Origin of the sequence: Bradyrhizobium manausense (genome assembly GCF_018131105.1) — a bacterium.
GTDB lineage: Bacteria > Pseudomonadota > Alphaproteobacteria > Rhizobiales > Xanthobacteraceae > Bradyrhizobium > Bradyrhizobium manausense_B.
Genome location: NZ_JAFCJI010000009.1, coordinates 38,201 through 60,831 on the forward strand (window position 1 = coordinate 38,201; position 22,631 = coordinate 60,831).

Annotated in this window: 22 protein-coding genes; 9 read left to right on the forward strand and 13 right to left on the reverse strand. The window is 64.5% G+C overall.

Going from position 1 to position 22,631, the window contains the following annotated elements; all coding sequences use genetic code 11:
• Positions 1-62: 62 nt before the first annotated feature.
• From JQ631_RS31460 to fliL, 5 genes are all read right to left on the reverse strand, one after another.
• Positions 63-3,857: a tetratricopeptide repeat protein gene (locus JQ631_RS31460; protein ID WP_212333754.1), complete on the reverse strand. Its 3,795-nt coding sequence runs from the start codon at positions 3,855-3,857 to the stop codon at positions 63-65.
• 103 nt (positions 3,858-3,960) lie between these two features.
• Complete coding sequence (locus JQ631_RS31465) at positions 3,961-4,722, reverse strand: MotE family protein (protein ID WP_212333756.1); 762 nt, start codon at positions 4,720-4,722, stop codon at positions 3,961-3,963.
• A 9-nt stretch (positions 4,723-4,731) separates the two neighbouring features.
• Positions 4,732-5,178, reverse strand: a complete 447-nt coding sequence (locus JQ631_RS31470; RefSeq protein ID WP_212333758.1) for a DUF6468 domain-containing protein — start codon at positions 5,176-5,178, stop codon at positions 4,732-4,734.
• Positions 5,175-6,377 (reverse strand): flagellar motor switch protein FliM, encoded by a 1,203-nt coding sequence (gene fliM, locus JQ631_RS31475; protein ID WP_212333760.1) that lies wholly within the window; start codon positions 6,375-6,377, stop codon positions 5,175-5,177. The genes JQ631_RS31470 and fliM overlap by 4 nt, the downstream gene beginning before the upstream one ends.
• A gap of 30 nt (positions 6,378-6,407) precedes the next feature.
• A complete protein-coding gene (fliL, locus tag JQ631_RS31480; protein WP_212333763.1) occupies positions 6,408-6,905 on the reverse strand; it encodes a flagellar basal body-associated protein FliL in 498 nt (165 codons plus the stop codon).
• 385 nt (positions 6,906-7,290) lie between these two features.
• On the opposite strand from fliL, the gene flgF reads away from it, so the two are divergent.
• Genes flgF through flgH form a run of 4 tightly spaced genes read left to right on the forward strand, consistent with a single transcriptional unit; the run spans position 7,291 to position 10,790 of the window.
• Complete coding sequence (gene flgF / locus JQ631_RS31485; protein ID WP_212333765.1) at positions 7,291-8,052, forward strand: flagellar basal-body rod protein FlgF; 762 nt, start codon at positions 7,291-7,293, stop codon at positions 8,050-8,052.
• Positions 8,053-8,068: 16 nt separating this feature from the next.
• Positions 8,069-8,857, forward strand: coding sequence for a flagellar basal-body rod protein FlgG (gene flgG, locus JQ631_RS31490; RefSeq protein WP_212333769.1), 789 nt, complete (start codon positions 8,069-8,071; stop codon positions 8,855-8,857).
• 10 nt (positions 8,858-8,867) lie between these two features.
• On the forward strand, positions 8,868-10,016 hold the full coding sequence (gene flgA, locus JQ631_RS31495; RefSeq protein ID WP_212333773.1) for a flagellar basal body P-ring formation chaperone FlgA: 1,149 nt from the start codon (positions 8,868-8,870) through the stop codon (positions 10,014-10,016).
• Positions 10,017-10,025: 9 nt separating this feature from the next.
• Entirely contained in the window at positions 10,026-10,790 is a 765-nt protein-coding gene (gene flgH, locus JQ631_RS31500; RefSeq protein ID WP_212333776.1) for a flagellar basal body L-ring protein FlgH, read from the forward strand.
• A gap of 191 nt (positions 10,791-10,981) precedes the next feature.
• On the opposite strand, the gene JQ631_RS31505 is transcribed toward flgH, so the two are convergent.
• From JQ631_RS31505 to JQ631_RS31515, 3 genes are all read right to left on the reverse strand, one after another.
• A complete protein-coding gene (locus tag JQ631_RS31505; RefSeq protein ID WP_212333779.1) occupies positions 10,982-11,761 on the reverse strand; it encodes a 2-keto-4-pentenoate hydratase in 780 nt (259 codons plus the stop codon).
• 567 nt (positions 11,762-12,328) lie between these two features.
• The gene (gene dksA / locus JQ631_RS31510) at positions 12,329-12,694 is read right to left on the reverse strand and encodes an RNA polymerase-binding protein DksA (RefSeq protein WP_008554760.1); all 366 of its coding nucleotides are present in this window, start codon (positions 12,692-12,694) and stop codon (positions 12,329-12,331) included.
• 215 nt (positions 12,695-12,909) lie between these two features.
• Complete coding sequence (locus JQ631_RS31515) at positions 12,910-13,521, reverse strand: NAD(P)-dependent oxidoreductase (RefSeq protein ID WP_212333782.1); 612 nt, start codon at positions 13,519-13,521, stop codon at positions 12,910-12,912.
• Positions 13,522-13,652: 131 nt separating this feature from the next.
• Here JQ631_RS31515 and JQ631_RS31520 point away from each other — a divergent pair, with 131 nt between their 5' ends.
• Positions 13,653-14,024 carry a winged helix-turn-helix transcriptional regulator gene (locus tag JQ631_RS31520; RefSeq protein ID WP_212333784.1) on the forward strand — a complete coding sequence of 124 codons (372 nt, stop codon included), beginning with the start codon at positions 13,653-13,655 and terminating at the stop codon, positions 14,022-14,024.
• A gap of 49 nt (positions 14,025-14,073) precedes the next feature.
• Here the strand turns inward: JQ631_RS31520 and JQ631_RS31525 are convergent, their stop codons facing one another.
• The gene (locus tag JQ631_RS31525) at positions 14,074-14,487 is read right to left on the reverse strand and encodes a flagellar assembly protein FliX (protein ID WP_212333787.1); all 414 of its coding nucleotides are present in this window, start codon (positions 14,485-14,487) and stop codon (positions 14,074-14,076) included.
• Positions 14,488-14,755: 268 nt separating this feature from the next.
• On the opposite strand from JQ631_RS31525, the gene JQ631_RS31530 reads away from it, so the two are divergent.
• The 4 genes from JQ631_RS31530 (at position 14,756) to JQ631_RS31545 (ending at position 17,306) form a co-directional block, all read left to right on the forward strand.
• Positions 14,756-15,892 (forward strand): flagellar basal body P-ring protein FlgI, encoded by a 1,137-nt coding sequence (locus JQ631_RS31530; protein WP_212333790.1) that lies wholly within the window; start codon positions 14,756-14,758, stop codon positions 15,890-15,892.
• A complete protein-coding gene (gene flgJ, locus JQ631_RS31535) occupies positions 15,892-16,278 on the forward strand; it encodes a flagellar assembly peptidoglycan hydrolase FlgJ (protein WP_212333793.1) in 387 nt (128 codons plus the stop codon). The genes JQ631_RS31530 and flgJ overlap by 1 nt, the downstream gene beginning before the upstream one ends.
• 11 nt (positions 16,279-16,289) lie before the next feature.
• Entirely contained in the window at positions 16,290-16,787 is a 498-nt protein-coding gene (locus tag JQ631_RS31540) for an MCP four helix bundle domain-containing protein (RefSeq protein ID WP_212333796.1), read from the forward strand.
• 159 nt (positions 16,788-16,946) lie between these two features.
• The gene (locus tag JQ631_RS31545; protein ID WP_212333799.1) at positions 16,947-17,306 is read left to right on the forward strand and encodes a hypothetical protein; all 360 of its coding nucleotides are present in this window, start codon (positions 16,947-16,949) and stop codon (positions 17,304-17,306) included.
• A 14-nt stretch (positions 17,307-17,320) separates the two neighbouring features.
• Here JQ631_RS31545 and JQ631_RS31550 read toward each other — a convergent pair whose 3' ends face one another.
• The 4 genes from JQ631_RS31550 to JQ631_RS31565 all read right to left on the reverse strand — a co-directional run.
• The gene (locus tag JQ631_RS31550; protein WP_212333802.1) at positions 17,321-17,689 is read right to left on the reverse strand and encodes a hypothetical protein; all 369 of its coding nucleotides are present in this window, start codon (positions 17,687-17,689) and stop codon (positions 17,321-17,323) included.
• A gap of 12 nt (positions 17,690-17,701) precedes the next feature.
• Positions 17,702-18,070 (reverse strand): flagellar biosynthesis regulator FlaF, encoded by a 369-nt coding sequence (gene flaF, locus JQ631_RS31555; protein WP_212333805.1) that lies wholly within the window; start codon positions 18,068-18,070, stop codon positions 17,702-17,704.
• A gap of 295 nt (positions 18,071-18,365) precedes the next feature.
• On the reverse strand, positions 18,366-20,654 hold the full coding sequence (locus JQ631_RS31560; protein WP_212333808.1) for a DUF1522 domain-containing protein: 2,289 nt from the start codon (positions 20,652-20,654) through the stop codon (positions 18,366-18,368).
• A 219-nt stretch (positions 20,655-20,873) separates the two neighbouring features.
• Positions 20,874-22,631: DUF1522 domain-containing protein (locus JQ631_RS31565; protein WP_212333811.1), on the reverse strand; the 1,758-nt coding region annotated here is incomplete at its 5' end.

The following is a 22,631-nucleotide window of genomic DNA, read 5'->3' on the forward strand; positions in this document are numbered from 1 at the left end:
CATGAGGCTGCACAGTGCCGTCTCGCCCGGCACCTGTCGAGAGGCCAGAAGTAGCAGGATTCCTATCGCGTCATCTTGATCTGCCGCACGACGGGGATCGTGGGCAGCGAGCCGGTGTGCTCGGTCTCGTCCTTGGCCTGCGGCGAGGCCGGGGCGCGCGCTGTGGCGTCGGGGAAGCGCTGCTTCATCTCGCGAAGGAAGCCGTCGAGCGTGTCGACGCTTGCAGCGAGCTTAGCGATTTCGGCGAATTCAGCGCTGGAGGAGGCTGCCGGCTTGCTGGCGATGTCGAAGGCGAGCCGGTCGGCGCTCTCGCTCATCAGGGGCGCGTATTTCTCGCGGAAGCGCGACAGCCCGATCGAGTCGTCGGCGAGAGCATAGCCGACGGCGGCGCGGATGATGTCGCTCTTCTCCACCGCATTGAGCGGCTTGAAGTCGCGGAAGCGCTCGCCGTAATAGAGTTCGATCTGCTCGGCGGACTCGCGCCAGCGCCGCGCGGCCCAGAAGATATCAGATCGCAGCCTCAGCACCTCGCGCCCCGAGACGTTGGAGACGATATCGAGTGCGAGGTCATGGCGGCCGACGTCGCTCTGCGCGCGCGCCTCGAGCAGCAGGCGCTGTTGCCGCAGCTCGCCAGAGAGGTCGCTGATGCGGCTCGCCCGCAGCGCCGTGATCGCCATGTCGGGCTTGCGATTGGCAAGGTAGATCATGGCAAGACGCGCGGCGACTTGCGCGCGCGCCGCGCCTTCGAGGCGATGGTCGACCTGGTATTGCAGGAGCTCCGCGGCCTGATCGAGCAGGTCGATCGAGGCGAGGCGATCGGCCAGACGGCGGATCAGCTCGTCACCACGGCGGCCGATCGGCGTCAGCTCGCGAAACTCGTAGAACATCCCGAGGGCCTCGACCGGCGGCAGTTCGTCGCCCTTGGGGCCCAGGAAGATTTGCGTGAACAGATCCGACGCCAGATCCTGCGCCTGGCGCGAGGCTTCCGCGTTCGGCTGCAGCCTGGTCGCGGTGCGTGCCGCGGTGAGCGCGTCGCGATAGCGCCCGTTCTCGGAATAAAGCTGCGACAGCATCTGCAGTGTCTTGACCTCGATCGCGTCGCCGCGCCAGGTCATCGACAGCGTTTCGAGCTCGCGCAGCGCGTCTTCCTTGCTGATCTCGTCGCGCTTCTGCCGCAGCGCGACCTCGAGCTGCTTGGCTTCGGCGGCCGCGGGCCGGTCGTTCGAGGCGACCGCGAACTTGTAGTCGTCGAGCGCGTCCTTGTCGTGACCGAGTGCCTCGGCGAGCCTGCCGCGCAGCACGGCAAAGCCGGGCGCGGCCTCCGCCGACACGCCGACCACCTCGATCTCGCCGCGGCGCTTGGAGGCGCCGGCATAGTCCTTGACCTCGAGCGAGGCACGCATCGCATCCATCGTCACGATACGCTGGATGTCCAGCGGCAGCGAGGCGATCGCGAATTCGACGTTCTTGAATTTCTCGCGGGCGTCCGCCCATTTGCCCTGGCGCGCATAGGCGAGCGCCTTCCAGAGCTGGGAATCGTGACTGTTGCCGATCACGGGATTGGCGAGATCCTTCAGGCCCTGTGCCGGCCGGCCGATCAGGATGCTCGCGATCGCGTGGATGATCAATGCGCTGCTCTCCTCCTTGTTGAGGGGATCGGTCAGCATCACATCGGTCACGGACTTGGCTTCGTAATACATCGCGCGCGACATGTAGAACTGGGCGAGGTCGAGCCGCGGGAGCGAGCGCTGCGCCGGCTCGACAGCCGAGATCGCCGTGATCAACTCGCTCTGGCGCGTCCAGAAATCTTCCGACTGGCCCTTGCGCCAGCCCTCGGGATTGAAGACCGGCCGCACCGCAGTCGGTGCGCGTTCGGCCGAGACGTCGACCGGCGACAGCGTCAGGCCGCCCTTCTTGCCGAGAATGATCTTGTCGGATCCGACCTCGACGCCGACCTCGTCGGAGTTGGGCCGGATCGCGATGCCATGGGCGGATTCCAGCAGCGAGAGATCGACCAGATCCTGCCGCTTGATGAAGCCGCGAACCGGCCGCTTTGCGGTGACGACGTAGAGCATGTCGCCGGCATCGGGATCGATGAACTTGTGCAGCAAGCCCGGATTGGCGAAGGGGATGGCGATGTTGGCGAGCGCGGGATCGGTGATGTTGCGCGACATCATCAGCGGCAGCGGCGTCGCCTGGATCTTGTCGGCGAGCGTCAGCAGCCAGTTGGTCTCCTTCCCGACCTCCTCGCTGGTCAGCGAATAGACCAGCGGACGGGTGAGGCGGATGCGCACCGCCTGCCCCTTGTCGAGCGGCATGCGGCTGACGTCGCCGATCATCGCGCCACCCCGGGTGCGGATCGATTCGAGATCGATCGGCTTCGGCGAGTCGAACACGAGCCACACCGTGTCGCCACGGCGGAATGCTGCGGCCGGCGTTGCGACAGACAGCGGGAACGTCACGCGCAGACCGTCGCTGTCGCGCCGTGCGTCGACGCTGGCGACGGGAGGCGCGGGCGCGGCTTGCGCTTCCGCCGGTGCAGCTTTGGCAGGCGCAGGCTTGGCCTCGACCTTCGCGGCATCTTTTGGTGCGTCCTTGACCGGCTCCTTGGCCGCTTCCTCCTTGGGCGCTTCGGCAACCGCGGGCTCCGCCGGCTTGACGGGCACGACCGCCGCTTCCTTCGCGGGCGCCGCGGGCATCGCAGTTTCCTTGGATGCCTCCGCGGCGGGCGGAGCCACGGTCATGGGCTCCGCAGCCGCTGGTGCCGGCTTCGGTGCCTCGACGAGTGGCATCGCGGCGGGAGCTTCCGGCTTGACCTCCGACTTCACCTCGGGCTTGACGTCGATTTTGGCTTCGCGCGCGATCACCTCCGAGGTCGGCGGCGTGATCTCGCTATGGGCGTCCTTCGGCTTCGCGACCGCCGGCTTCTCTGCGGCACGCGCCGGTCCGTGAGCACCGGCTTCGGCCTTCGCGATCGCAGCTTCAGCCGTCGTGGCAGTCTTGCCCTTGTCAGGCTGGAAAGCGATGTCGACGACATAGTTCTTGTCGTCGCGGAAGGAGTGCACGTCGGAATCGCCGATCAGCGCAATCTCAACGCTGGTCTGGTCGATGTCGGCCTTCTGCTTGATCGAGGCAACGTTCGGAGGCGCTGCGACGACGGCATCGGCGAGGTCGAAGTTGAGATTGGCGTTGAAGGCGAGCGTCAACTTCTGCTCGTTGAGCACCGAGGAAACGCCGACGCCATCGGGCATCTCGAACACAAAGCGCACGAAGGTCGGCTGCACCGAGGCGCGTACGCGGATCGGCGGGCGCTTCTTGGTTTCCGCCGCGGCGCGCTGAGCGCGTAGCGCGCGCTCGGCAGCACGGGCGCGCTCGGCGAGTTCCTTGACCACTTCCTGAGGCAGGCTCGGCGGCGGCCCTTTCCAGCCTTCCGGCATCAAATCAACGAAGGTGCGCTCGCCGGCATTCATGGTGTTGACGGTGACGCGCCGCGCCAGCGACAGCCGGATCGCGCTGCCGTCGGGATCGCGACGCGCGGAGTTGACGTAATCGGGCGCGCCTTCCGGCACGCGGTCGACGGGAACGTCGACCGGGCGGTCGAAACGAATGATGAGGATGGAGCCGGCGGTCGTCACCTCGGACGGGACGTCCTCGCCGAGCTTGATGACAAGACGGGCAAAGCCGCCGCCGGCCGAGAAGGTCGCCTCGCCCCGGACCGCATCCGCGGCGCGAGCATCAGCATTGAGGCCGATCAGCAGGCAGGCTGCCAGCACAGGCGCCTTTCGGACATGACGCGACAGCCCCAGCGCCAGGGCGCGGGCTCGCGACACAAATCCAGCGGCAGCCTCTCGCGCCATTCGCGGCATTTCTTCCGGTTCGACGGGTCCACGCCGGCACTGATGCCGGCCCATGCCTTCGAATGTAGGTTTTGCCAATTAAGGACTTCTTAAGTATGAGCTCTCAATTCGGCTTTTGCGTCGGCTTGCCGTCGATCTTGGGGAGATCGCCGGCGGAGGCGGACTGATCCCCGCCCCCATTGGCCCGGCGCGCCATCTCGACGGTCAGGCGCTCGGCAGCTTCCGACGACATCAGTCCCAGGATGTCGGACATCTTTCGCGGAGCGATCGCCGAGGCGATCTCGATCAGCACGCTCATCTCCAGCCGGTCGAACACCCGTGCGGCGTCCTTTGGCTTCATGCCTTCATACATCGTCACAAGGCCCTTCAAGCGCTGGGCTTCGGCGGCCTTCTGCTCGGCCTGGGTCGCGGTGATGCGGGATTCCACCGCCTTCATCTCCTCGACCTTGCCTTCGATCCGTTTCTCCGCCGACTTGAGCAGGCTCTCGCGGATGTCGATCTCGCGCTGACGTGCCTCGATCTCCTGGCGGCGCGCCTGCAAGCGTTCCAGGATCGCGCGCTCCGACGCCGAAACCTGCGGCTGGGTCTCGTCCATCTTCACCGGCGTGCCCTCGAGCTTGGTTTCGGGCGCGGCCGGCTTCGGCGCTTCCTTCGGCTCGCCATGCGTCGAGCCGGTGATGTCAGGGTCGTCCCGCCCTGTCGGGAAGTTCAGGTTCTCCTGTGCCCACGACTTCTTCAGCGTATTCGGCTGGTAGTCGAAGACATAGCCGCCATTGAGCACGAGCCCCGCCACTTTCAACGTGGCGAGGCCTGCGACCGCAACGAGAACGACCGGAATGACGCGGATGTTACGAAAGGACTTCATACCCTGACTTTATGCGGCGAGACCGTTGGACCTTCGGCGCTCGGAAAAGGCTTCGGCGGCGGCGGCCACCGCCTTTGCGGGCGACGGCTTGGCGACGGGAGCCGTGGCCGCTTCCGGATTCGTTACCGGACGCGCCGCGACCGCTATCTTGGAGAGGCGGCGCACCACGTTGTCGGCTTCGCCAAGCTGCTTGTAGAGCTGGTCGGACATCTGCGTCGCGGCGGCAAGCTGGTTGCCGAGATTCTCGTTGACGTCGCGCACCGCGAGCTTCAACCCGCCGATCGCGCGCTCGGCGATCTCGGTCGCGGTGATCAGTTCGCCGATCACGGCCTTCAGCGAATGCTCGTCGGCCTTCAGCCGCGTCAGCCGCTTGTTGAGCAGCATGCAATAACCGATCGTGAGCATCAGCAGGATAGCCACAAGCGTCTCGATCGCCATTCCCAGGGAGTGGTTCATGGGGCCTCCATCAGCTTGTTCTGTTCGTCCACCTTCTCGAACATCGCAAGTGTCGTACTTGGCTTGCGCAGGGGTTTCGTTACGCGGATTGCAACGCGCTCGCCGACCCGGCCCATGCGTCCTTCGGTGATGGTGACGTCGCCGCAACGCACGGTGACGTTGGCATCGGCGCGCATGTCCAGCGGCAGCGTGTCACCGACCTTCAGCCGCATCAGCTGCTTGAGCGGGATGTCGGCCTCGTAGAGCACGGCGTCGACTGAAATCTCGGCCTGCGCGATCTCGCTGGCGAAATGGCCTTCCCAGATCGGGTCGCGGCCGAACTTTTCGCCCATGAACATCTGAAGCAGGACGGGCCTGATCGGTTCGATGGTCGCGTAGGGAAGCAGCAGCTCGATATTGCCGCCACGGTCTTCCATGTCGATGCGCAGACGCACCAGGATCGCGGCGTTGGCGGGACGGCTGATCGCGGCGAAGCGCGGATTGGTCTCGAGCCGGTCGATCGTGAAGGTCACCGGCGACAACGGCCGGAACGCCTGCTCGGCGTCGGCCAGCACCACCTCGACCAGGCGCTTGACCAGTTCGGTTTCGATCGTGGTGTAGGGCCGGCCTTCGATGCGCAGCTGGCTCGAGCCGCGGCGGCCGCCGAGCAGCACGTCGATCATCGAATAGATCAGGTTGGAATCGACCGTCGCCATGCCGAAATTTTCCCACTCCTCGGCCTTGAAGACCGAGAGCACGGCAGGCAGCGGGATCGAGTTCATGTAGTCGCCGAACCGCACCGAGGTGATGCGGTCGAGCGAGACTTCGACGTTGTCGGACGTGAAATTGCGCAAGGAAGTCGTCAGCAACCGCACCAGGCGGTCGAAGACGATTTCGAGCATCGGCAGACGCTCGTAGGAGACCATCGCGGAGTCGATGATCGCGCGAATGCCACTGTGATCGTCGAGCGTGACGTCGCCGACGGTGAAGCCGAGGAGATTGTCGATCTCCTCCTGCGACAGCACGCGCTCGCCGGAGTTCTTGCCATTGCCGAGATCGCGGCTGCCGTCCTCGACCATGGCCGCCCATTGCAGGGCCATGGTCTCCGATAGTTCGTTTTCGGCAGCAGCCTTCGCGGCCTCCGCGGGGTCCTCGGAATCGAGCGACGCCTCCCATTGGGCGGCAATCGCATCCTGGTCCATCTGCTCGTTGCCGGCCATGACGCTAGCCCGTACCCTTCCGCAGCATCCTCACTGGAGCACGACTTCCTTGAACAGCACCGCGCTGACCTGGATCGGCGCGACCGCAGCGTTGACGCGCTTGGTCAGCTCTTCCCGAAGGCGGAAGATGCCGGCGGAGCCGTTGAGGTCGGAGGAGCGCAGCTCGCGCACATAGGTCTGGAAGATGTCGGTGACGCGCGGCATCGACGGCTTGATCGCCTCGATCTGCTTCTCTTCCTTCAGCTCGAGCACGATCTTGAGCTTGAGATATTGCACGCGCTCGCCGGGCGCACCGGCGAGGTTGACCATCATGTCGGGCACGTCGACGAAAGCTGGCGGCTTCGGCGGGGGCGCGGCCTCGGCGTGATGCTCGTCGTCGCCGTGGCGGAAGAACAGGAACCAGCTCGCAGCACCGCCGCCGAGCACGACCAGCACGCCGACGATGATCAGGATCAGCTTGAACTTGCTTTTGGGGGCAGCGGCTTCCGCGCCTTCGGCGGCTGCGCCACCTTCCGCTTCATCTGCCATGATCGTCCGGGCTCGCTCATCTCATAAAGGGTCGAAAGAGCGAAGGCTCCTGGCAGACAGTGACGCGATACAAATGCCCCAGCGCAAAGCGCTCCTCTTCAGCGCAAACGCTACGGTAATAATGGTTAACGGAACCTTTCGATCGGGCTTCCGCTAGGAAAAATCTGCCGGGCAAACATGGCTAACAGAACCTTTCTGCCCCCCGCCGGCGACGCCGGAAAATAGCCAAGGCATTGTAAATACGAACCATTTCGAGTTGGCACGGCTTTCGCTGAGAGAGGGCCGAGACCGAACGGTTTGGGAGAACCCGCCGGCCTCGTTCACGGGACCGGCCAGGGCGCTTGGGAGAGCGAATTGGTCGAGCTCACGCAGGGGAGATTGACCGATGCAGAATGCGCTTCTGATCGGATTGTCACGGCAGATGACGTTGGAGCGGCAGATGGATGTCATCGCCAACAACGTCGCCAACGTTAATACCAACGGCTTCAAGGCCGACCATTCGCTGTTCGAGGAGTACCTCAACTCGAACGCGCATGAGGACAATTTCATCGGCTCCGACCGCCGGGTCTCCTATGTGCAGGACCGCGGCACCTACCGCGACGTCGGCCAGGGGCCGATGGAGGCGACCAACAATCCGCTCGACATGGCGATCAGCGGCAACGCGTTCTTCGCCGTGCAGGCCAATGGCGCCGAGCGTTACACCCGCGACGGCAAGTTCGCGCTCAGCAGCACCGGCCAGCTCATGACCTCCGACGGCAATCTCGTGCTCGGCACCGGCGGTCCGATCGTGTTCCAGCCGACCGACCATGACATCAACGTCGCCCCGGACGGCACCGTCACCGTGCTCGAGGGTACGGCCAAGACCGACTCGATCCGCGGCAAGATCAAGATGGTGACGTTCGACGATCCGGCCAAGCTGACGAAGCTCGGCGCCAATCTCTACGGCGCCGGCTCTGCCAACCAGCAGACCGACAGCAAGTCCACGCTGCAACAGGGCTACATCGAGAAATCGAACGTCAATTCCGTCGGCGAGATGAGCCGCATGGTCGAGGTGATGCGCAGCTACACCGCGATCGCCAACCTGCTCCAGCAGCAGAGCGACCTCCACAAATCGGCGATCGAAAAGCTCGCCGACGTTCCGGCCTGATTGAGGGAGAACTGACATGCAGGCGCTTCACACCGCAGCGACCGGAATGGCGGCACAGGAATTGAACGTTCAGGTGATCTCCAACAACATCGCCAACTTGCGCACGACCGGTTTCAAGAAGCAGACCGCGGCGTTCCAGGACCTGATCTACGAACACGTCCGCCGCGTCGGCGCCCAGGCCTCGGACCAGGGCACCATCCTGCCTGTCGGCGTCGACATCGGCGGCGGCGTCAAGACCGTCGGCACGCCGCGCAGCATGACCCAGGGTACGCTGTCGCAGACCGGCAACGACCTCGACCTCGCAATCTCCGGCGAAGGCTTCTTCAAGATCCTGATGCCCGACGGCACCTACCAGTACACCCGCGACGGCACGTTCCAGATGGACAATCAGGGCCGCGTGGTCACCGCCGGCGGCAACCCGGTGCAGCCGACCATCACGATCCCGAACAACGCCTCGGGCATTACCGTCAACGAGCAAGGCCAGGTTACCGTGACGCTGCCGGGATCGTCGAGCAACACCGTTCTCGGCCAGATCGGCGTGACCCGTTTCATCAACAAGGCGGGCCTGCAGCCGGTCGGCAGCAACCAGTTCGTCGAGACGACGTCGTCGGGCACGCCGCAGGACGGCACCGCGAACTCCGAAGGCTACGGCAAGATCACGCAAGGCAGCCTCGAACAGGCCAATGTCGATGTCGTCTCGGAGATGAGCGACCTGATCGCCGCGCAGCGCGCTTATGAGATGAACGCCAAAGTCATCAGCGCCGCCGACCAGATGATGCAATCGACCACGGCGCTGTTCCGCTGAGGTGATGGCCATGATCCGCACCACGCTTCTCGCCCTCTCCGCCCTGCTCGTGCTGGCCCTGCCGGCGCAGGCCGCCGACGACGGCATCGCCGCGCCGACGCTGCGCGCCAGCGTCACCGTCACCTCCGACGTGGTGCGGGTCGGCGACCTCATCGACAATGCCGGCTCGGCCGCGCTGATCCCGGTCTATCGCTCGCCCGACCTCGGCACCACCGGCGCGCTGCCGGTCGCCCAGGTCCTGAGCGTGCTCCGCGCCAAGCAGGTGATCGGCGTGATGACCGGCGACATCCGGGAAGTCCAGGTCACCCGCCTCGCCCGCACCTTCGCCAACAAGGATCTGGAAAACGCGGTCGCCTCCGCGCTCGAGCGCCGCTTCGGCCTGGGTGACGCCGCCAACATCAGCGTCACCTTCGACCGCGGCATCTCCGACATGCGGCTCGATGCCTCCAACACCGGCGCGCTCCAGCCGGTCGCGACCCGCTACGATGCGCGCGGCGGCCGCTTCGACATCGCTTTCGAGATCAGCAACGACAGCAACTCCGCGCCGACCAAGCTGCGCTTGACCGGCACCGCGATCGAGACCGTCGAGGTCGCCGTCCTGACCCGCGACATCGATCGGAGCGAGATGCTGAGATCCTCCGACGTCGCGCAGGAGCGCCGGCCGAAGGCGGAAGTGACCGGCGAGCCCGCGCTGCGCGAGCGTGCGGTCGGCATGCAGCTGCGCCGGCCGATGCGCGCCGGCACCCCGATCCGTGTCGCCGACATCGCCAAGCCCGAATTCGTGTCGCGCGACCAGAGCGTCACCGTCATCTACCAGGTCCCCGGGATCTACCTCACCACCCGCGGCAAGGCGATCGAAAGCGGCGCCGAGGGGGACACCGTGAGCGTTCTCAATCTGCAGACCAAGCGGACGCTGACCGGCGTCGTCACTGCCCGCGGCCAGGTGACCGTGCAGGGTGCCAGCCAGTCAGCGCCGATGCCGGCTGCGGTCGAACAGACTTCCTCGCTCAAGCGTGACGAAACGCCCGCCCCCGTCGACACGGCAGCGCTCCTCCGGAACCTGGTGCAGGCTCCTGCGTCGCCAGCCCAAGCCGCTCAAGCTCACGTCGCAGAAGCCCAGATCCCGCAAGCTCGCGTCTCGCAAGCTCAAGCCAAGTAAGAGTTAGTCATGTCCGCTTTCAGTTCGGCTTACCGTCTTCGTCGCATCGCGATCTCTGCCCTGCTACTGGCAGCCAGCGCGCTGGGCGGCTGCTCCTCGATCGACCGCCTGTCGCAGATCGGCGAGCAGCCGAAGCTGTCGGCGATCGACAATCCGACGACGCAGCCCGGCTACAAGCCGGTGCAGATGCCGATGCCGAAGCCGGAAGTCGCCTCCTACAATCCGAACTCGCTGTGGCGCAGCGGCAGCCGCGCCTTCTTCAAGGATCAGCGCGCCACCCATGTCGGCGACCTCCTGACCGTGACCGTGAACATCACCGACAAGGCCAACCTCTCCAACGAGACCCAGCGCAGCCGCACCAACTCGGAAGATTCCGGCATCACCGATTTCATCGGCGCAAAGACACTCGGCGTCCAGGCGCAGAAGGTGCTGCCCGGCCGCATCCTCACCGCCGACTCCACCGCCTCCAGCGACGGCAAGGGTTCGGTCAATCGCACGGAAGCGTTGCAGACCAACGTCGCGGCCGTCGTGACCCAGGTGCTGCCGAACGGCAACCTCGTCGTCGAAGGCAAGCAGGAGATCCGCGTCAACTACGAGATCCGCGAGCTCGTGGTCGCCGGCATCGTCCGCCCCGAGGACATCCAGAGCGACAACACCATCGATTCCAGCAAGATCGCGCAGGCCCGCATCGCCTATGGCGGCCGCGGCCAGATCACGGACGTACAGCAGCCGCGCTACGGCCAGCAAGTCATGGACGTGCTGCTGCCCTTCTAGTCTTCTTTAGAGCTCCCACATCGTGTTCGCGAACCTAGGCGCGAACGACGATGTACTACGCGGCCCTCGCTAGCTCCCCTGGCGAGGGCCGCATGTATTCTGGCGCCAGCGAGACGAAGCAATCCAGACTGCCACTCTAGAAAGATTCTGGATTGCTTCGCTGCGCTCGCAATGATGGCGCGGAGAGATCTCTACGTAAACTCCGCCTCCACCACGCCCAATCCGTCCAGCTCCATCCGCACCTTGTCGCCGGCTTTCAGCCACAGCGTCTTCACCAGGCTGCCGGTCAGCACGAGCTGCCCCGCATGCAGGCCCTTGCCGTCGGCGGCGAGGTGATTTGCGAGCCAGGCGAGTGCGTTGTGGGGATGGCCGAGCACGTCGGCGCCGGTGCCGTGGCTGACCTCCTCGCCGTTGACGAGAGCGCGACCCTTGACCGCTTTCAGATCCGGAACCGACGAACGCGGCACCGCTTCGCCGAGCACGCAGCCGGCGGCGAAGAAATCGTCGGCGATCAGCGTCGGCGCGCCCATCGTCTCCCATTTCACGTAACGGTCGTCGACGATCTCGATCGCGGGATGATAGGCCTCGACGGCTTCACCGACCCATTCGGCCGTGAACGGCGCCTCGCCGGCGGCGAGGTTGCGCTTCAGGCGCACCGCGATCTCGCATTCGACGCCGACACGGACATAGTCGGACGCCGCGAGCCTGACGCCGCTGTCGTGCACGCCCTTCTGGAACACGCCGCCGCCGCAGGGGTGCGGGATGCCGATGTACTCCTGCATCACCTGGCTGGTGCAGCCGATCTTGTAACCGACCAGCGGGCCGGCATTCTTCAGCAGAAGGTCGTGCAGCGCGCGCTGGACCTGATAGCCCTCGGCCTCGTCATCAGGAGGAACCGCGAGCGCCGCGAGCGGCGCATGGTTGCGGCGCGCCAGCGCGATCGCCTTTGCGGCTTCGAGAATTTTGTCCATCGGCGCCGCCTCCCACGCTACGCAAATCAAGGGGCGGCACTTCAGCATCCCCGCCCGGGCCTGACAAGCGCGGGCGGCGTGCGCACATCGGCCCTTGCCCGGGCCGAGCCGGATCAGGCTTTCAGTCGTGGCGAGGATTGCCTCGTCGTTGGAACAGGATTGCCAGCCCAGCACCGACCTCGCCGTGGCCTGCTGCCTGCTGCCTGCTGCCGGCGCTTAAGGAAATATTGAGCTGATCCAGGCTTTATGGAGAAGCGCGCCTTGCTGCGACGCACGAGACATGATTGCGGTGAAACTTGATGCCGCTCGAACTCTGTCTCAGCATCCGAGTCGATCTCGTTGATGCGACTCCCAAAACCTCGCCGCACCTGAAGTGAAGGCTGTTTCTCATGTGAACTCACGTGAGCTATCAGGAATCGACCCTAGCCTATTGATCGTGATTCACTTTTCGCAATTGTGCACACGCGTCGTCGCATGCGGGCGCAAACGACAGTCAAAATGCTGATCATGGCGCGAAGCAGCACCATGAGCTCAAAAACAAAGAGCCGCATCGCTGCGGCTCGGACTCTATTCGTCGCGATAGACCTTCTCGCGTTTCTCGTGGCGCTCCTGCGCTTCCACCGAGAGCGTTGCGATGGGACGGGCTTCGAGCCTTTTCAACGAGATCGGCTCGCCGGTGTCCTCGCAATAGCCGTAGGTGTTGTCCTCGATACGCTGGAGCGCGGCGTCGATCTTGGCGATCAACTTGCGCTGGCGGTCGCGGGCGCGGAGTTCGATGGCGCGGTCGGTTTCGGACGATGCTCGATCGGCGAGATCGGGGTGATTCACATTCTCCTCCTGCAGAGCCTGCAGGGTGAGCTTGGACTCCTTGAGGATCTCATCCTTCCAGGCGAGGAGCTTCAAACGGAAGTACTCCTTCTGCCGGTCGTTCATGAAAGGCTCTTTTTCGGTCGGTCGGTAGTTTTTCAACTTTTCCAAGGGCGGCCTATCTTTTTAAGCAACGACTCGCAACGGAACGGGGTCCGTTGAGCCGGGCCTTATATAGTGGCCTCCTGTGACAGACAATATTTCCTTAATGGCGCAGTTACCGCCCCCAAGCCCTTGCACAGGAAGGTTTTATCCGGGAGAGCCCGGGGGCGGCCAAAAGCCTAGTAACCGACGGTGAAACGCTGCCTCAAATGGGCCGGCTTCTCGATTTCGTCGGCAAGTGCGATGGCGTAGTCGGCGAAGCTGATCCAGCTCTTGCCGTTCGCATCTGCGAGAAGCTGATCGGTGCCGAGCCGGAACTTGCCGGTCCGCGCCTCTTCAACGAACAGCGCCGAGGGCGAGATAAAGGTCCAATTCAAGTCCTTTTCCTGCCGCAGCAGGTCGAGGAACACAGAGCCCGCCTCCGCCTCGGCTTTGTATTGAGCCGGAAAACCGGGGGTTGTGACCAATTTGACGCCGGGCGCGACCTCGAGGCTGCCGGCGCCGCCGACAACCAGATAGCGCCCGATCTTGGAGTCCTTGGCCGCGCCAATCAGCTTATGCGGGTCGCTGGCCAGGAAGTGCACGGAACTCACCGCGACGTCGTGCCCGGCCCAGAGTTTGGCCAGACCGACCTGGTCGAGCACATCCCCCTTCGTCGGCGTCACATTCGGCAGGCCTGCAATCTTCTCCGGGTTGCGGGCAATGGCGGTGACCGCGTGGCCACGGCGGGACAGTTCCCTGGTGATCTCCGACCCGGCCCGGCCCGAGGCGCCGGCGACTGCGATTTTCATGGAAGGATCCTTTGCTTCTATAGTAACCAATAGTTACTAGATATCGCAAAGAACGCTGGTGTTAAGAGAGCACTTTGTGCTTACCTGCTTACGCAGGAGTAACCGGCAACGAGCCAGTGCGAGGAACCAGGATGAAACCTAATGTCTATGCCGCCGAGTGCCCGACGCGGCAAATCCTCGATCGCGTCGGCGACAAATGGGCCGTGCTGATCCTGTTGCTGCTGCGCGAGGAGCCGATGCGCTTCAATCAGTTGCGTCGCACGATCGAAGGTATTTCGCAGAAGATGCTGAGCCAGGTTCTCAAGTCGCTCGAACGCGACGGCCTGCTCAAGCGCCGCGCCATCGCGACCGTGCCGGTGACGGTCGAATATTCGATCACGCAGCTCGGCGTGACACTCGCCGCCGCGGTTGATCCGCTGCGCGATTGGGCCGAGGAAAATCTGAAAGACGTGCTCGCCGCCCAGCGCCGCTACGACACGCAGCAGAAGGAGGAAGCAGCGTAAGGTGCGCGAGCAACGATTCTGAGACTACCGTTTATGGGAGCTCTGTCTCTCAGCCCTGCCCGGCCTTCGCCAGTTCGACCTCGACGCGCAGTTCGATTTCGGACAGGACGGAATCCAGACCGGGATCGCCGGAGGATGATTTCAGGTTCGCCGCCGCATCGCGCAGCCGCATCACGGTCGATGCGTCGAGATTGCCGGACAGAAGTCCCATCTTGAGATCGTCGAGCACGTCGAGCGCGGTCCTGCCGCGGGCGACCGAACGCTTGCGGCGCTCGACCAGATCTTCCTCGATACCTTGCAGCGCGAGCAGCCCGTCGATGTTGGCGGTCGCCTTCGGTGCGGCGGCGCTTCGTGACTCCTGCGCCGAGGAGGTGTCCGGCAGCACGAAGGTGCCGGAGCTCGTTCGCCTGGCCTGGCTGGCCGGCGTCCCAAGCGTGGTGCCATTCGGTCCGTAGATGCGCATCGAAGCAGTCCGGGTGATCGATGCGCCACATTCGCCGCTTTATGGTTAACGGGGCGTAAACGGCCCGGCAAAATCTGCCGACACACGGCAGTTTCGCTCCTCAGCGACAACAGCCGCTGTCACAGGAGGAAACAAATTTACTCAACCTATTCAATCGCCTAACCCCGCCGCCCCGCGTTGGCACGGCGCTCGCAAGGACAGCGTCGGACCAGCTCGTCATGGGAGTGTCTGGCAGGTCCGAGATGTGAGGAGCCTCGGGGAGCAGAGGATGCCAGGCGTTCGTTGGGTGAAGATTCTGAGCGGGTGTTTTGGGGTGGCCTGCGCCGCGCTGTCAGCGCTGGTGCTCTCGGCCGCGCCTGCAAGTGCGACCTCGCGCATCAAGGATCTCGCCAATATTGAGGGCGTGCGGCAGAACCAGCTCATCGGCTATGGACTCGTGGTCGGCCTCAACGGAACCGGTGACACGCTCAACAACATCCCCTTCACCAAGCAGTCGCTGCAGGCGATGCTCGAGCGCATGGGCGTCAACATCCGCGGCGCCACCATCCGTACCGGCAACGTCGCCGCTGTGATGGTGACCGGCAATCTGCCGCCCTTCGCGACGCAAGGCACGCGTATGGACGTCACGGTGTCGGCCCTTGGCGATGCCAAGGATCTGCGCGGCGGAACCCTGCTCGTCACCCCCCTGCTCGGCGCCGACGGCAACGTCTATTCCGTCGCCCAAGGTTCGCTCGCGATCTCCGGCTTTCAGGCCGAGGGCGAAGCGGCCAAGATCGTGCGCGGCGTTCCGACCGTGGGACGCATCGCCAATGGCGCCATCATCGAGCGCGAGATCGAGTTCGCGCTCAATCGCCTCCCGAACGTGCGGCTGGCGCTGCGCAACGCCGATTTCACCACCGCCAAGCGCATTGCATCCGCGATCAACGACTATCTCGGCGTCAAGAGCGCCGAGCCGATCGATCCCTCGACGGTGCAGCTGACGATCCCGCCGGAGTTCAAGGGCAACGTGGTCGCGTTCCTGACCGAGATCGAGCAGCTTCAGGTCGACCCGGATCTCGCGGCCAAGATCATCATCGACGAACGCTCGGGCATCATCGTGATGGGCCGCGACGTCCGCGTTGCCACCGTCGCGGTCGCGCAAGGCAATCTCACGGTCACGATCTCCGAGAGCCCGCAGGTGAGCCAACCCAACCCGCTGTCGCGGGGCCGCACAGTGGTCACACCGCGCTCCAGCGTCGGCGTCACCGAGGACGGCAAGAAGTTCGCCGTCGTCAAGGACGGCGTCTCGCTCCAGCAGCTGGTCGACGGCCTCAACGGCCTCGGCATCGGCCCGCGCGACCTCATCAGCATCCTCCAGGCCATCAAGGCCGCCGGGGCGATCGAAGCCGACATCGAGGTGATGTGATGCAGACCGGCATGCTCAGCTCCGCGCGCGTCGCCTCCGCGGCCCTCTCCTCGAATCCCGCCTTCTCCGTGGAGAGCCGCAACGGCCGCCCCGACTTCGAGCTCGCCGCAGCCCTTCAGAAGGTTTCGCCGCAGCAACAAGCCAAGGCGCAGAAGACCGCCACCGACTTCGAGGGCATGTTCCTCAACAGCATGTTCGCGCAGATGACCTCGGGCCTGAAGGGCGAAGGCCCGTTCGGCGACACGCCGGGCACCGGCGTGTGGCGCTCGATGCTGACCGAGCAATATTCCAAGAACTTCGCCAGCGCCGGCGGCGTCGGCGTCGCTCGCGACGTCTACCGTACCCTGATCATGCAGCAGGCCAAAACCACTCTTCGTACGGCATAAGGTCAAACGAGATGAACCACTTCAACGCGTCACGTCAGCCGATGCCTGCGCAGCGCGCGAACAACACGCCCGGCAGCGCCGAGGCACGCAAGCTCGCCGAAGACCTGATGGACGCGATGAGCGCGCTGCTCGGCCTGGTCGAGCGCGAGACCGAGCTGGTCCGCGCCGGCAAGGTCCGCGAGGCGATGACGCTCGAAAACCAGAAGCAGGAGCTGTCGCGGCGCTACGTCGCCGCCGTCAGCCAGTTGAAGGCGAACCAGGAGAAGCTTGCGAAATCCGCGCCCGAGCTGCTCTCGACGCTGCATCGCCACCACGACGCCTTCCGCGCCATGCTCCAGGTCAATCTCACCGTGCTCGCGACCGCGCATGCGGTCTCCGAAAGCGTCGTACGCGGCGTCAACGCCGAGATCCAGAAGCGCAATGTGCCGAACACCTATACCGCAGCCGGACGCCGTGCGACTCCCGGCCCGCGCCACATCACGCCGCTTGCGGTCAGCCGCTCGCTCTGAGCGCGCACAATAACTGTCTCCAATTTTACGAAAAACCGCGCGGCGAAAGCGTCGCGTGGTTAGGCACGTTTCCTTACCGGGTGTTCAATCCTGGTGTTCCATGGTTGCGTATTGAGAGGGGTTGGGATTTGACTCACGCAAGGCAACCAGGAGGCTGCCATGAGTACAGATTTCAGCATCAGGCCGGTGGGGATACCGGCCCCAGTACAGATCGACACGACGTCGAATTCGGCGGCGAACGATGCCGTGCAAACCGATTTGCCGGTGAGCCAGACGGTCGCCGCAAGCGATACGAGCGCACCTGCGCGCAATGATTTGCAGAGCAACGAGAGCATCTCGCGCCAGGTCGTGTTCGACCAGGCGGCTGCATCCATGGTCTTCCAGGTCGTCAACGACAAGACCGACGCGGTGGTCAACCAGTTCCCCGACGAGGCGATGCTGCGCCGGCGAGCCTATTTCCACGCACTGGATTTGAAGTCGGAGCCCTCGCGTCCGCTCAACACGGACCTCAGCGCTTAAAGCGCGCCAGCCGATCAGCTGTCGAGCGTGGCCTGGGCGGTGTCGAGATAGCTCGAACCGGTCGCCGGGTCCGTAACGACGTTCTTGATCTGCGCCTTGCCGGTATCGGTCAGCGTGAACTTCGTATTGCCGAAGCGGAACGAGGAATCCTTGATCAGCACCTGCTGATACTGGGAGGTCCCCCCGCTCTGATAGTGGATCTGCGCGCGGAAGCCGCTGACCTGCGAGATGTTGAGCGAGAACGTCTTGCCGTCGGGATAGGTGCCGGACCAATTGCCCTGGTACAGCGAGGAGTCGACCGCAACGTATTTGGACGAGCCTGAGGTGCTCGAGAGGACGTTCGACTTATACGCGGTCGACAGGATGCTCATGATGTCGGACATCACGAGGCTCCATTACGGGCGGCCGGACAGGCCAGCGGCGATGTTGCGGTTGATCTCGATCAGCGGGCGGAAGTGATCGAACTGCGGGCTCATCTGGAGCGCCGCGGTCTGGCTCAGCACGAACACGCTGATGTTGGCGATCTTCTGCCGGACGTCCAGCGGCTGCGGATTGTTCTCGCGCATCGCTTCGCTCAGGAAGATGGTCCAGAGCTTGCGATTGAACATCAGCGCCTGAGTGGTCTGCTCGCTGAATGGGTCAGCATTGTTGACCGCGTCCTGAAGCTTGTTGGCGGCCTTCAGCAGAGTCTGCGCCTCGATATCGCGAGGAGATGCGGTGGTCGTTGCAACACGCGCGTAGGCCGAGGCAGCAGAATTCGACATCAATCACACCTTGGAAGCTTCCTAGCCCGTTGAACGGACTTAAGGATTTCTTTCCCAACCCTATGCATCACCGCTTAAGATTTGCTTACGTGTGCGCTTGGAAGCACTCCGGATTATTACGGGCCGCGGAGTTCTTCGTGAGCGCGAGGATAGATGCGCGAGACGCGAGCTGTAAACTCGCCTTGCATCATGCACATCGATCTCAGCTAATCTTGTCTTAGCGAACTCCTTCAAAAGAACGGCGGAGCCTTCGCCCCGCCGCGCCGTCTCAAGATTCGATTCCTGCGCTTTCGAACTAGCGGAGCAGCTGCAGCACGCTCTGCTGCGACTGGTTGGCCAGCGACAGCGCGGAGACCGCGATCGACTGGCGGGTCGACAGCGCCTGGCTGTTGGCCGCTTCTTCGTTGGTGTCGGCGAGCGTCAGGTTGGACGAGCCGGTTTGCAGCACGTTGATCAGGTTCTTCGAGAAGTCCTGACGCACCTGCACGATCGACAGGTTCGAACCGAGCGAAGAACCTTCCGAGCGCAGCGTGCTCGAGGCAGCGTTCAGGCTCTGGAGCACCCTGTTGGTCGCGCCGTTGTCGATGAAGTCGGTACCCGGCACGAGATTGCTGAGCCCGAGACCCGCCGCGTTGAACACCACGCCGTTGATGCCGAGCGTGGAGCTGCCGGTCTCGTTGAAGACCAGCTTCAGCGTGTCGCCGTTCAGCAGGTTGACGCCGTTGAAGGAGGAGTCCTGCGAGGTCGTGTCGATCTGCGCCAGGATATTGTTGAACTGGCTGACCAGGCTCGAACGCGCGGTCTGCGCCACGGGATCCTGCACCGGCGGCTGCGCGGTGGTGAAGGCGAGCACGCCGGTGAGCGTGCCGCCGACCGCGCCGCCCGCGGCAGACGAGCCGAGCGTCGAGGAGGCGTATTCGTTGACGGTGGTCACCGTCAGCACGCCGTTGGCGTCGATCGTCGCGGTCAGGTGGTTGGCCTGAAGCTGGACGTTGAGCTGGTCGAGCGTCTTGACCGTGCCGTTGGTGCCGTCGCCGAAGGTGACGTTGACCGGGGTGCCGCCGTTGAAGGAGGTGAAGGTCAGGGTTTTGCCGCTGACGCCGCCGACACCGGAGGTGCGCGCCGCGCTGAAAGCCGTCGCCGTTCCGGTGTTGCCGCTGAGACCGAAGGCGCTGAGCGCGTTGCCGGTGCCGGTGATCGAGAGGTCAGCGTTGATGCCGGTCGAGATCGAGAGCTGGCCGCTCGAATTCACCGACGACGGGATCTGGCCCGAGGTGGTGTTGAGCGTCGCAGCGCCGTTGAACAGGCTGGCAGTCTTGACGCCGGTCGCCAGGTCGATCGAATTGAGCAGATCGGTCAGGGTCGCGCTCTGGATGTAGACCGTCGAGTTGCCGTTACCGTCGGTGACGATGTTGCCGTTGACGCCATAGCCGGTGGCCACACTCGATGCCGATTGCGGCGTCTGCGCGTTCTTGAAGGTGATGGTGTGGCCGTCGACGTTCAGGGTCGAGCCGTCCTGCACCAGCGAACCGAGCGAGCCCGACGTGGTCGAGCGGTTCGCGGTCACGCTGGCATTGCCCGCGCCGGTCGCGGCCGTCAGGCCAAGGTCGTGAAGGAAGTCGGCCTTGCCCGTGACGGACAGGTCCGCACCGGTCGAGCTCTTCAGCGTGATGACGCCGCCTGCACCGATCGAGGATGGCGTTTGAATCGTACCGACACTGCCGCCGCTCGTCGCGATCGTGGCCGCGCCGGCGCTGATCGTCGCCGTCTTGACGCCGCTGGCGAGGTCGATCGCGCTGAGCACGTCGTTGACGGTCGCCTTGGGCGCTGCCGCCGTTCCCTCATAGACGATCGAGTTGCCGTTGCCGTCGGTGGCAATGCTTCCGCTGGCATTGAGGCCCCAGCCGGTCGGCTGCGTCGCGGGCGCGGGGCCGGTGCGGAAGGTGATGGTCTTGCCGTTCACGGTGATGGTGTCGCCGTCGGCGGGCGCCGTGCTGAACGTCGTGGACGTGGTGGTTCCGAGCAGCGTATCGGTACCGCTGAGCGCGGTGGTGCCGTCGGCCGCGTTCACCGTGCCGCCGACCAGGGTGCCGGCGCTCGAACCGAGCGAAGCGCCGAGCGCGGCAGCTGCTGTCACCGGCGTGACACCGCCGGCCGCGCCAGTATAGAGCACGTTGCTGTTGGCGGTTGCGCTGGCATACGAGGTCGTGCCGCGCAGATCCGCCGGCGTCGCACCCGGGATCGTGGTCGAGACGTTGGACTTGGTGGAGTAGCCGACCGTGGTCTGCAGCGCCTGGTTGGCGATCGATTTCGCGGAGTCGATCAGCTTCTGGAGCGAGGTGATGCCGGTATTGGCCGCCTGGAGCACCTGCACACCGTTGTTGATGCCGTCCAGGAGGTTGCTGATGTCACTTGCGCGGTTGTCCAGCCCCTGTGCCGTGAAGAAGTTGGTGGGATTGTCGAGCGCCGTGTTGACCTTCTTGCCGGTCGACAGCCGCTCCTGCGTCGTGGCCAGCAAGTCGGCCGTCGACTGCAGCGACAACAGGTTCTGGCGAACGGACGCCGAGAGAACGATGTTGGACATTGGCAGGTCTTCCTCTTGAACCGGATACGAATCGGCCGCGCGGGTCTGGAAGCGGGCTTTGGTCCAGTTTTAGGGCCTGTCCTTTAAAGTATGGTTAACGCCGGTTTAAGGGATAGGGTTAATGGCTGGTGTACGGCCTTCCCGATCCCGGAACACAAAAAAAAGCGGCGGGGCAAAAGCCCCGCCGCTCGGTTTTTCTTAAGTAATTTCAGCCGCTTATTACCGGAGCAGCTGGAGCACGCTCTGCTGCGAGGTGTTGGCCAGCGACAGCGCGGAGACCGCGATCGACTGGCGGGTCGAGAGCGCCTGGCTGTTGGCCGCTTCGACGTTGGTGTCGGCCAGCGTCAGGTTCGACGAGCCGGTCTGCAGCACGTTGATCAGGTTCTTGTTGAAGTCCTGGCGGATCTGCACGACCGAAAGGTTCGAACCGAGGCTCGAGGCTTCCGAGCGCAGCGTGCTCGACGCGGCATTCAGGCTGGTCAACACGCGGTTGGACGCCGCGTTGTCGATGAAGTCGACGCCGACCGTCAGCGACGCAAGGCCCAGACCCTTGGAGTTGTAGGTCACGCCGGTGATGTTCAGGCTCGACTTGCCGGTCTCGTCGAACACCAGCTTGAGCTGGTCGCCGTTCAAGAGGTTGACACCATTGAACGAGGAGTCCTGCGAGGTCGTGTCGATCTGGTTCAGGATGTTGTTGTACTGAGACACCAGGTTGGCACGGGCAGTCTGCGCAACCGCGTCCTGGACGGGAGTGGAAGCCGTCGAGAAAGTCAGCGCGGAAGTCAGCGTGCCGCCGATCGCACCGCCCGCAGCGGTCGATCCGATCGTCGAGGACGCGTAGTCGTTGGAAGCGGTGATGGTCAGCAGGCCGTTGGCGTCGATCGTCGCGGCGAGGTTGTTGGCCTGCAGCGCGTTGTTGAGCTGATCGAGCGTCTTCACCGTGCCGTTGGTGCCGTCGCCGAAGGTGACGTTGACCGCCGTGCCGCCGTTGAAGGAGGTGAAGGTCAAGGTCTTGCCGGCGATGCCGCCGATGCCCGAGGTACGGGCCGCGGTGAACGCCGTCGCCGTGCCGGTGTTGCCGGCAAGGCCGAGCGCCGCCAGCGCATTGCCGGTGCCGGTGATCGCCAGGTCGGCGTTGACACCGGTGGACAGCTTGAGCTGGCCGGAGCTGTTGATCGTCGACGGAGCCTGACCGACCGCGGTCGCCAGCGTACCACCACCGCTGCCGTTCAGCGCAAAGGTCTGGACGCCGGTTGCGAAGTCGATCGCCTTCAGCACATCGCTGATCGAGCCGGTCTGGAGATAGACCGTCGAGTTGCCGTTGCCATCGGTCAGCACGTTACCGCTGACGCCGAAGCCGGACGGAACCGCGGGAGCGTTGGAAGAGCCCGGGACCGGCGCGTTCTTGAAGGTGATGATGTGGCCGTCGACGTTCAGCGACGAACCGTCCTGGAGCAGCGAGCCCAGAGAGGACGCGCTGGTCGTGCGGTTCGCAGTGACCGTCGCATTGCCGCCACCCGTCGCGCTGGTGAGGCCGAGCTCTTTGAGGAAGTCGGCATTACCAGTTACGGAGAGGTCGGCACCGACCGAGCTCTTCAGCGTCACGACACCGGCAGCCGCGGTCGAAGGCGCCGCAGCGGAGGCCGCGCCGATGGTCGCAGTACCGTTGGTGATCGTCGAGGTCTTCACGCCGCTGGCGAGGTCGATCGCAGACAGCACGTCGCCGACCGTCGCAGCCGGAGCCGCGTTGGTGCCGAGATAGACTGTGGTGTTGCCGTTACCGTCGGTGACGAGGTTGCCGCTCACGCCCGAGCCGGTCGGAACGGCGGTGTTTGCCGGAGCCGCACCCGCACGGAAGGTGATGGTCTTGCCGTTCACCGTCAGAATGTCGCCGTCGGCCGGAGCCGTGGCGAGCTTGGTGGCAGCGGTGGTGCCGAGCAGCGTGACCGAGCTGCTCAAGGCCGTCGTGCCGTCCGA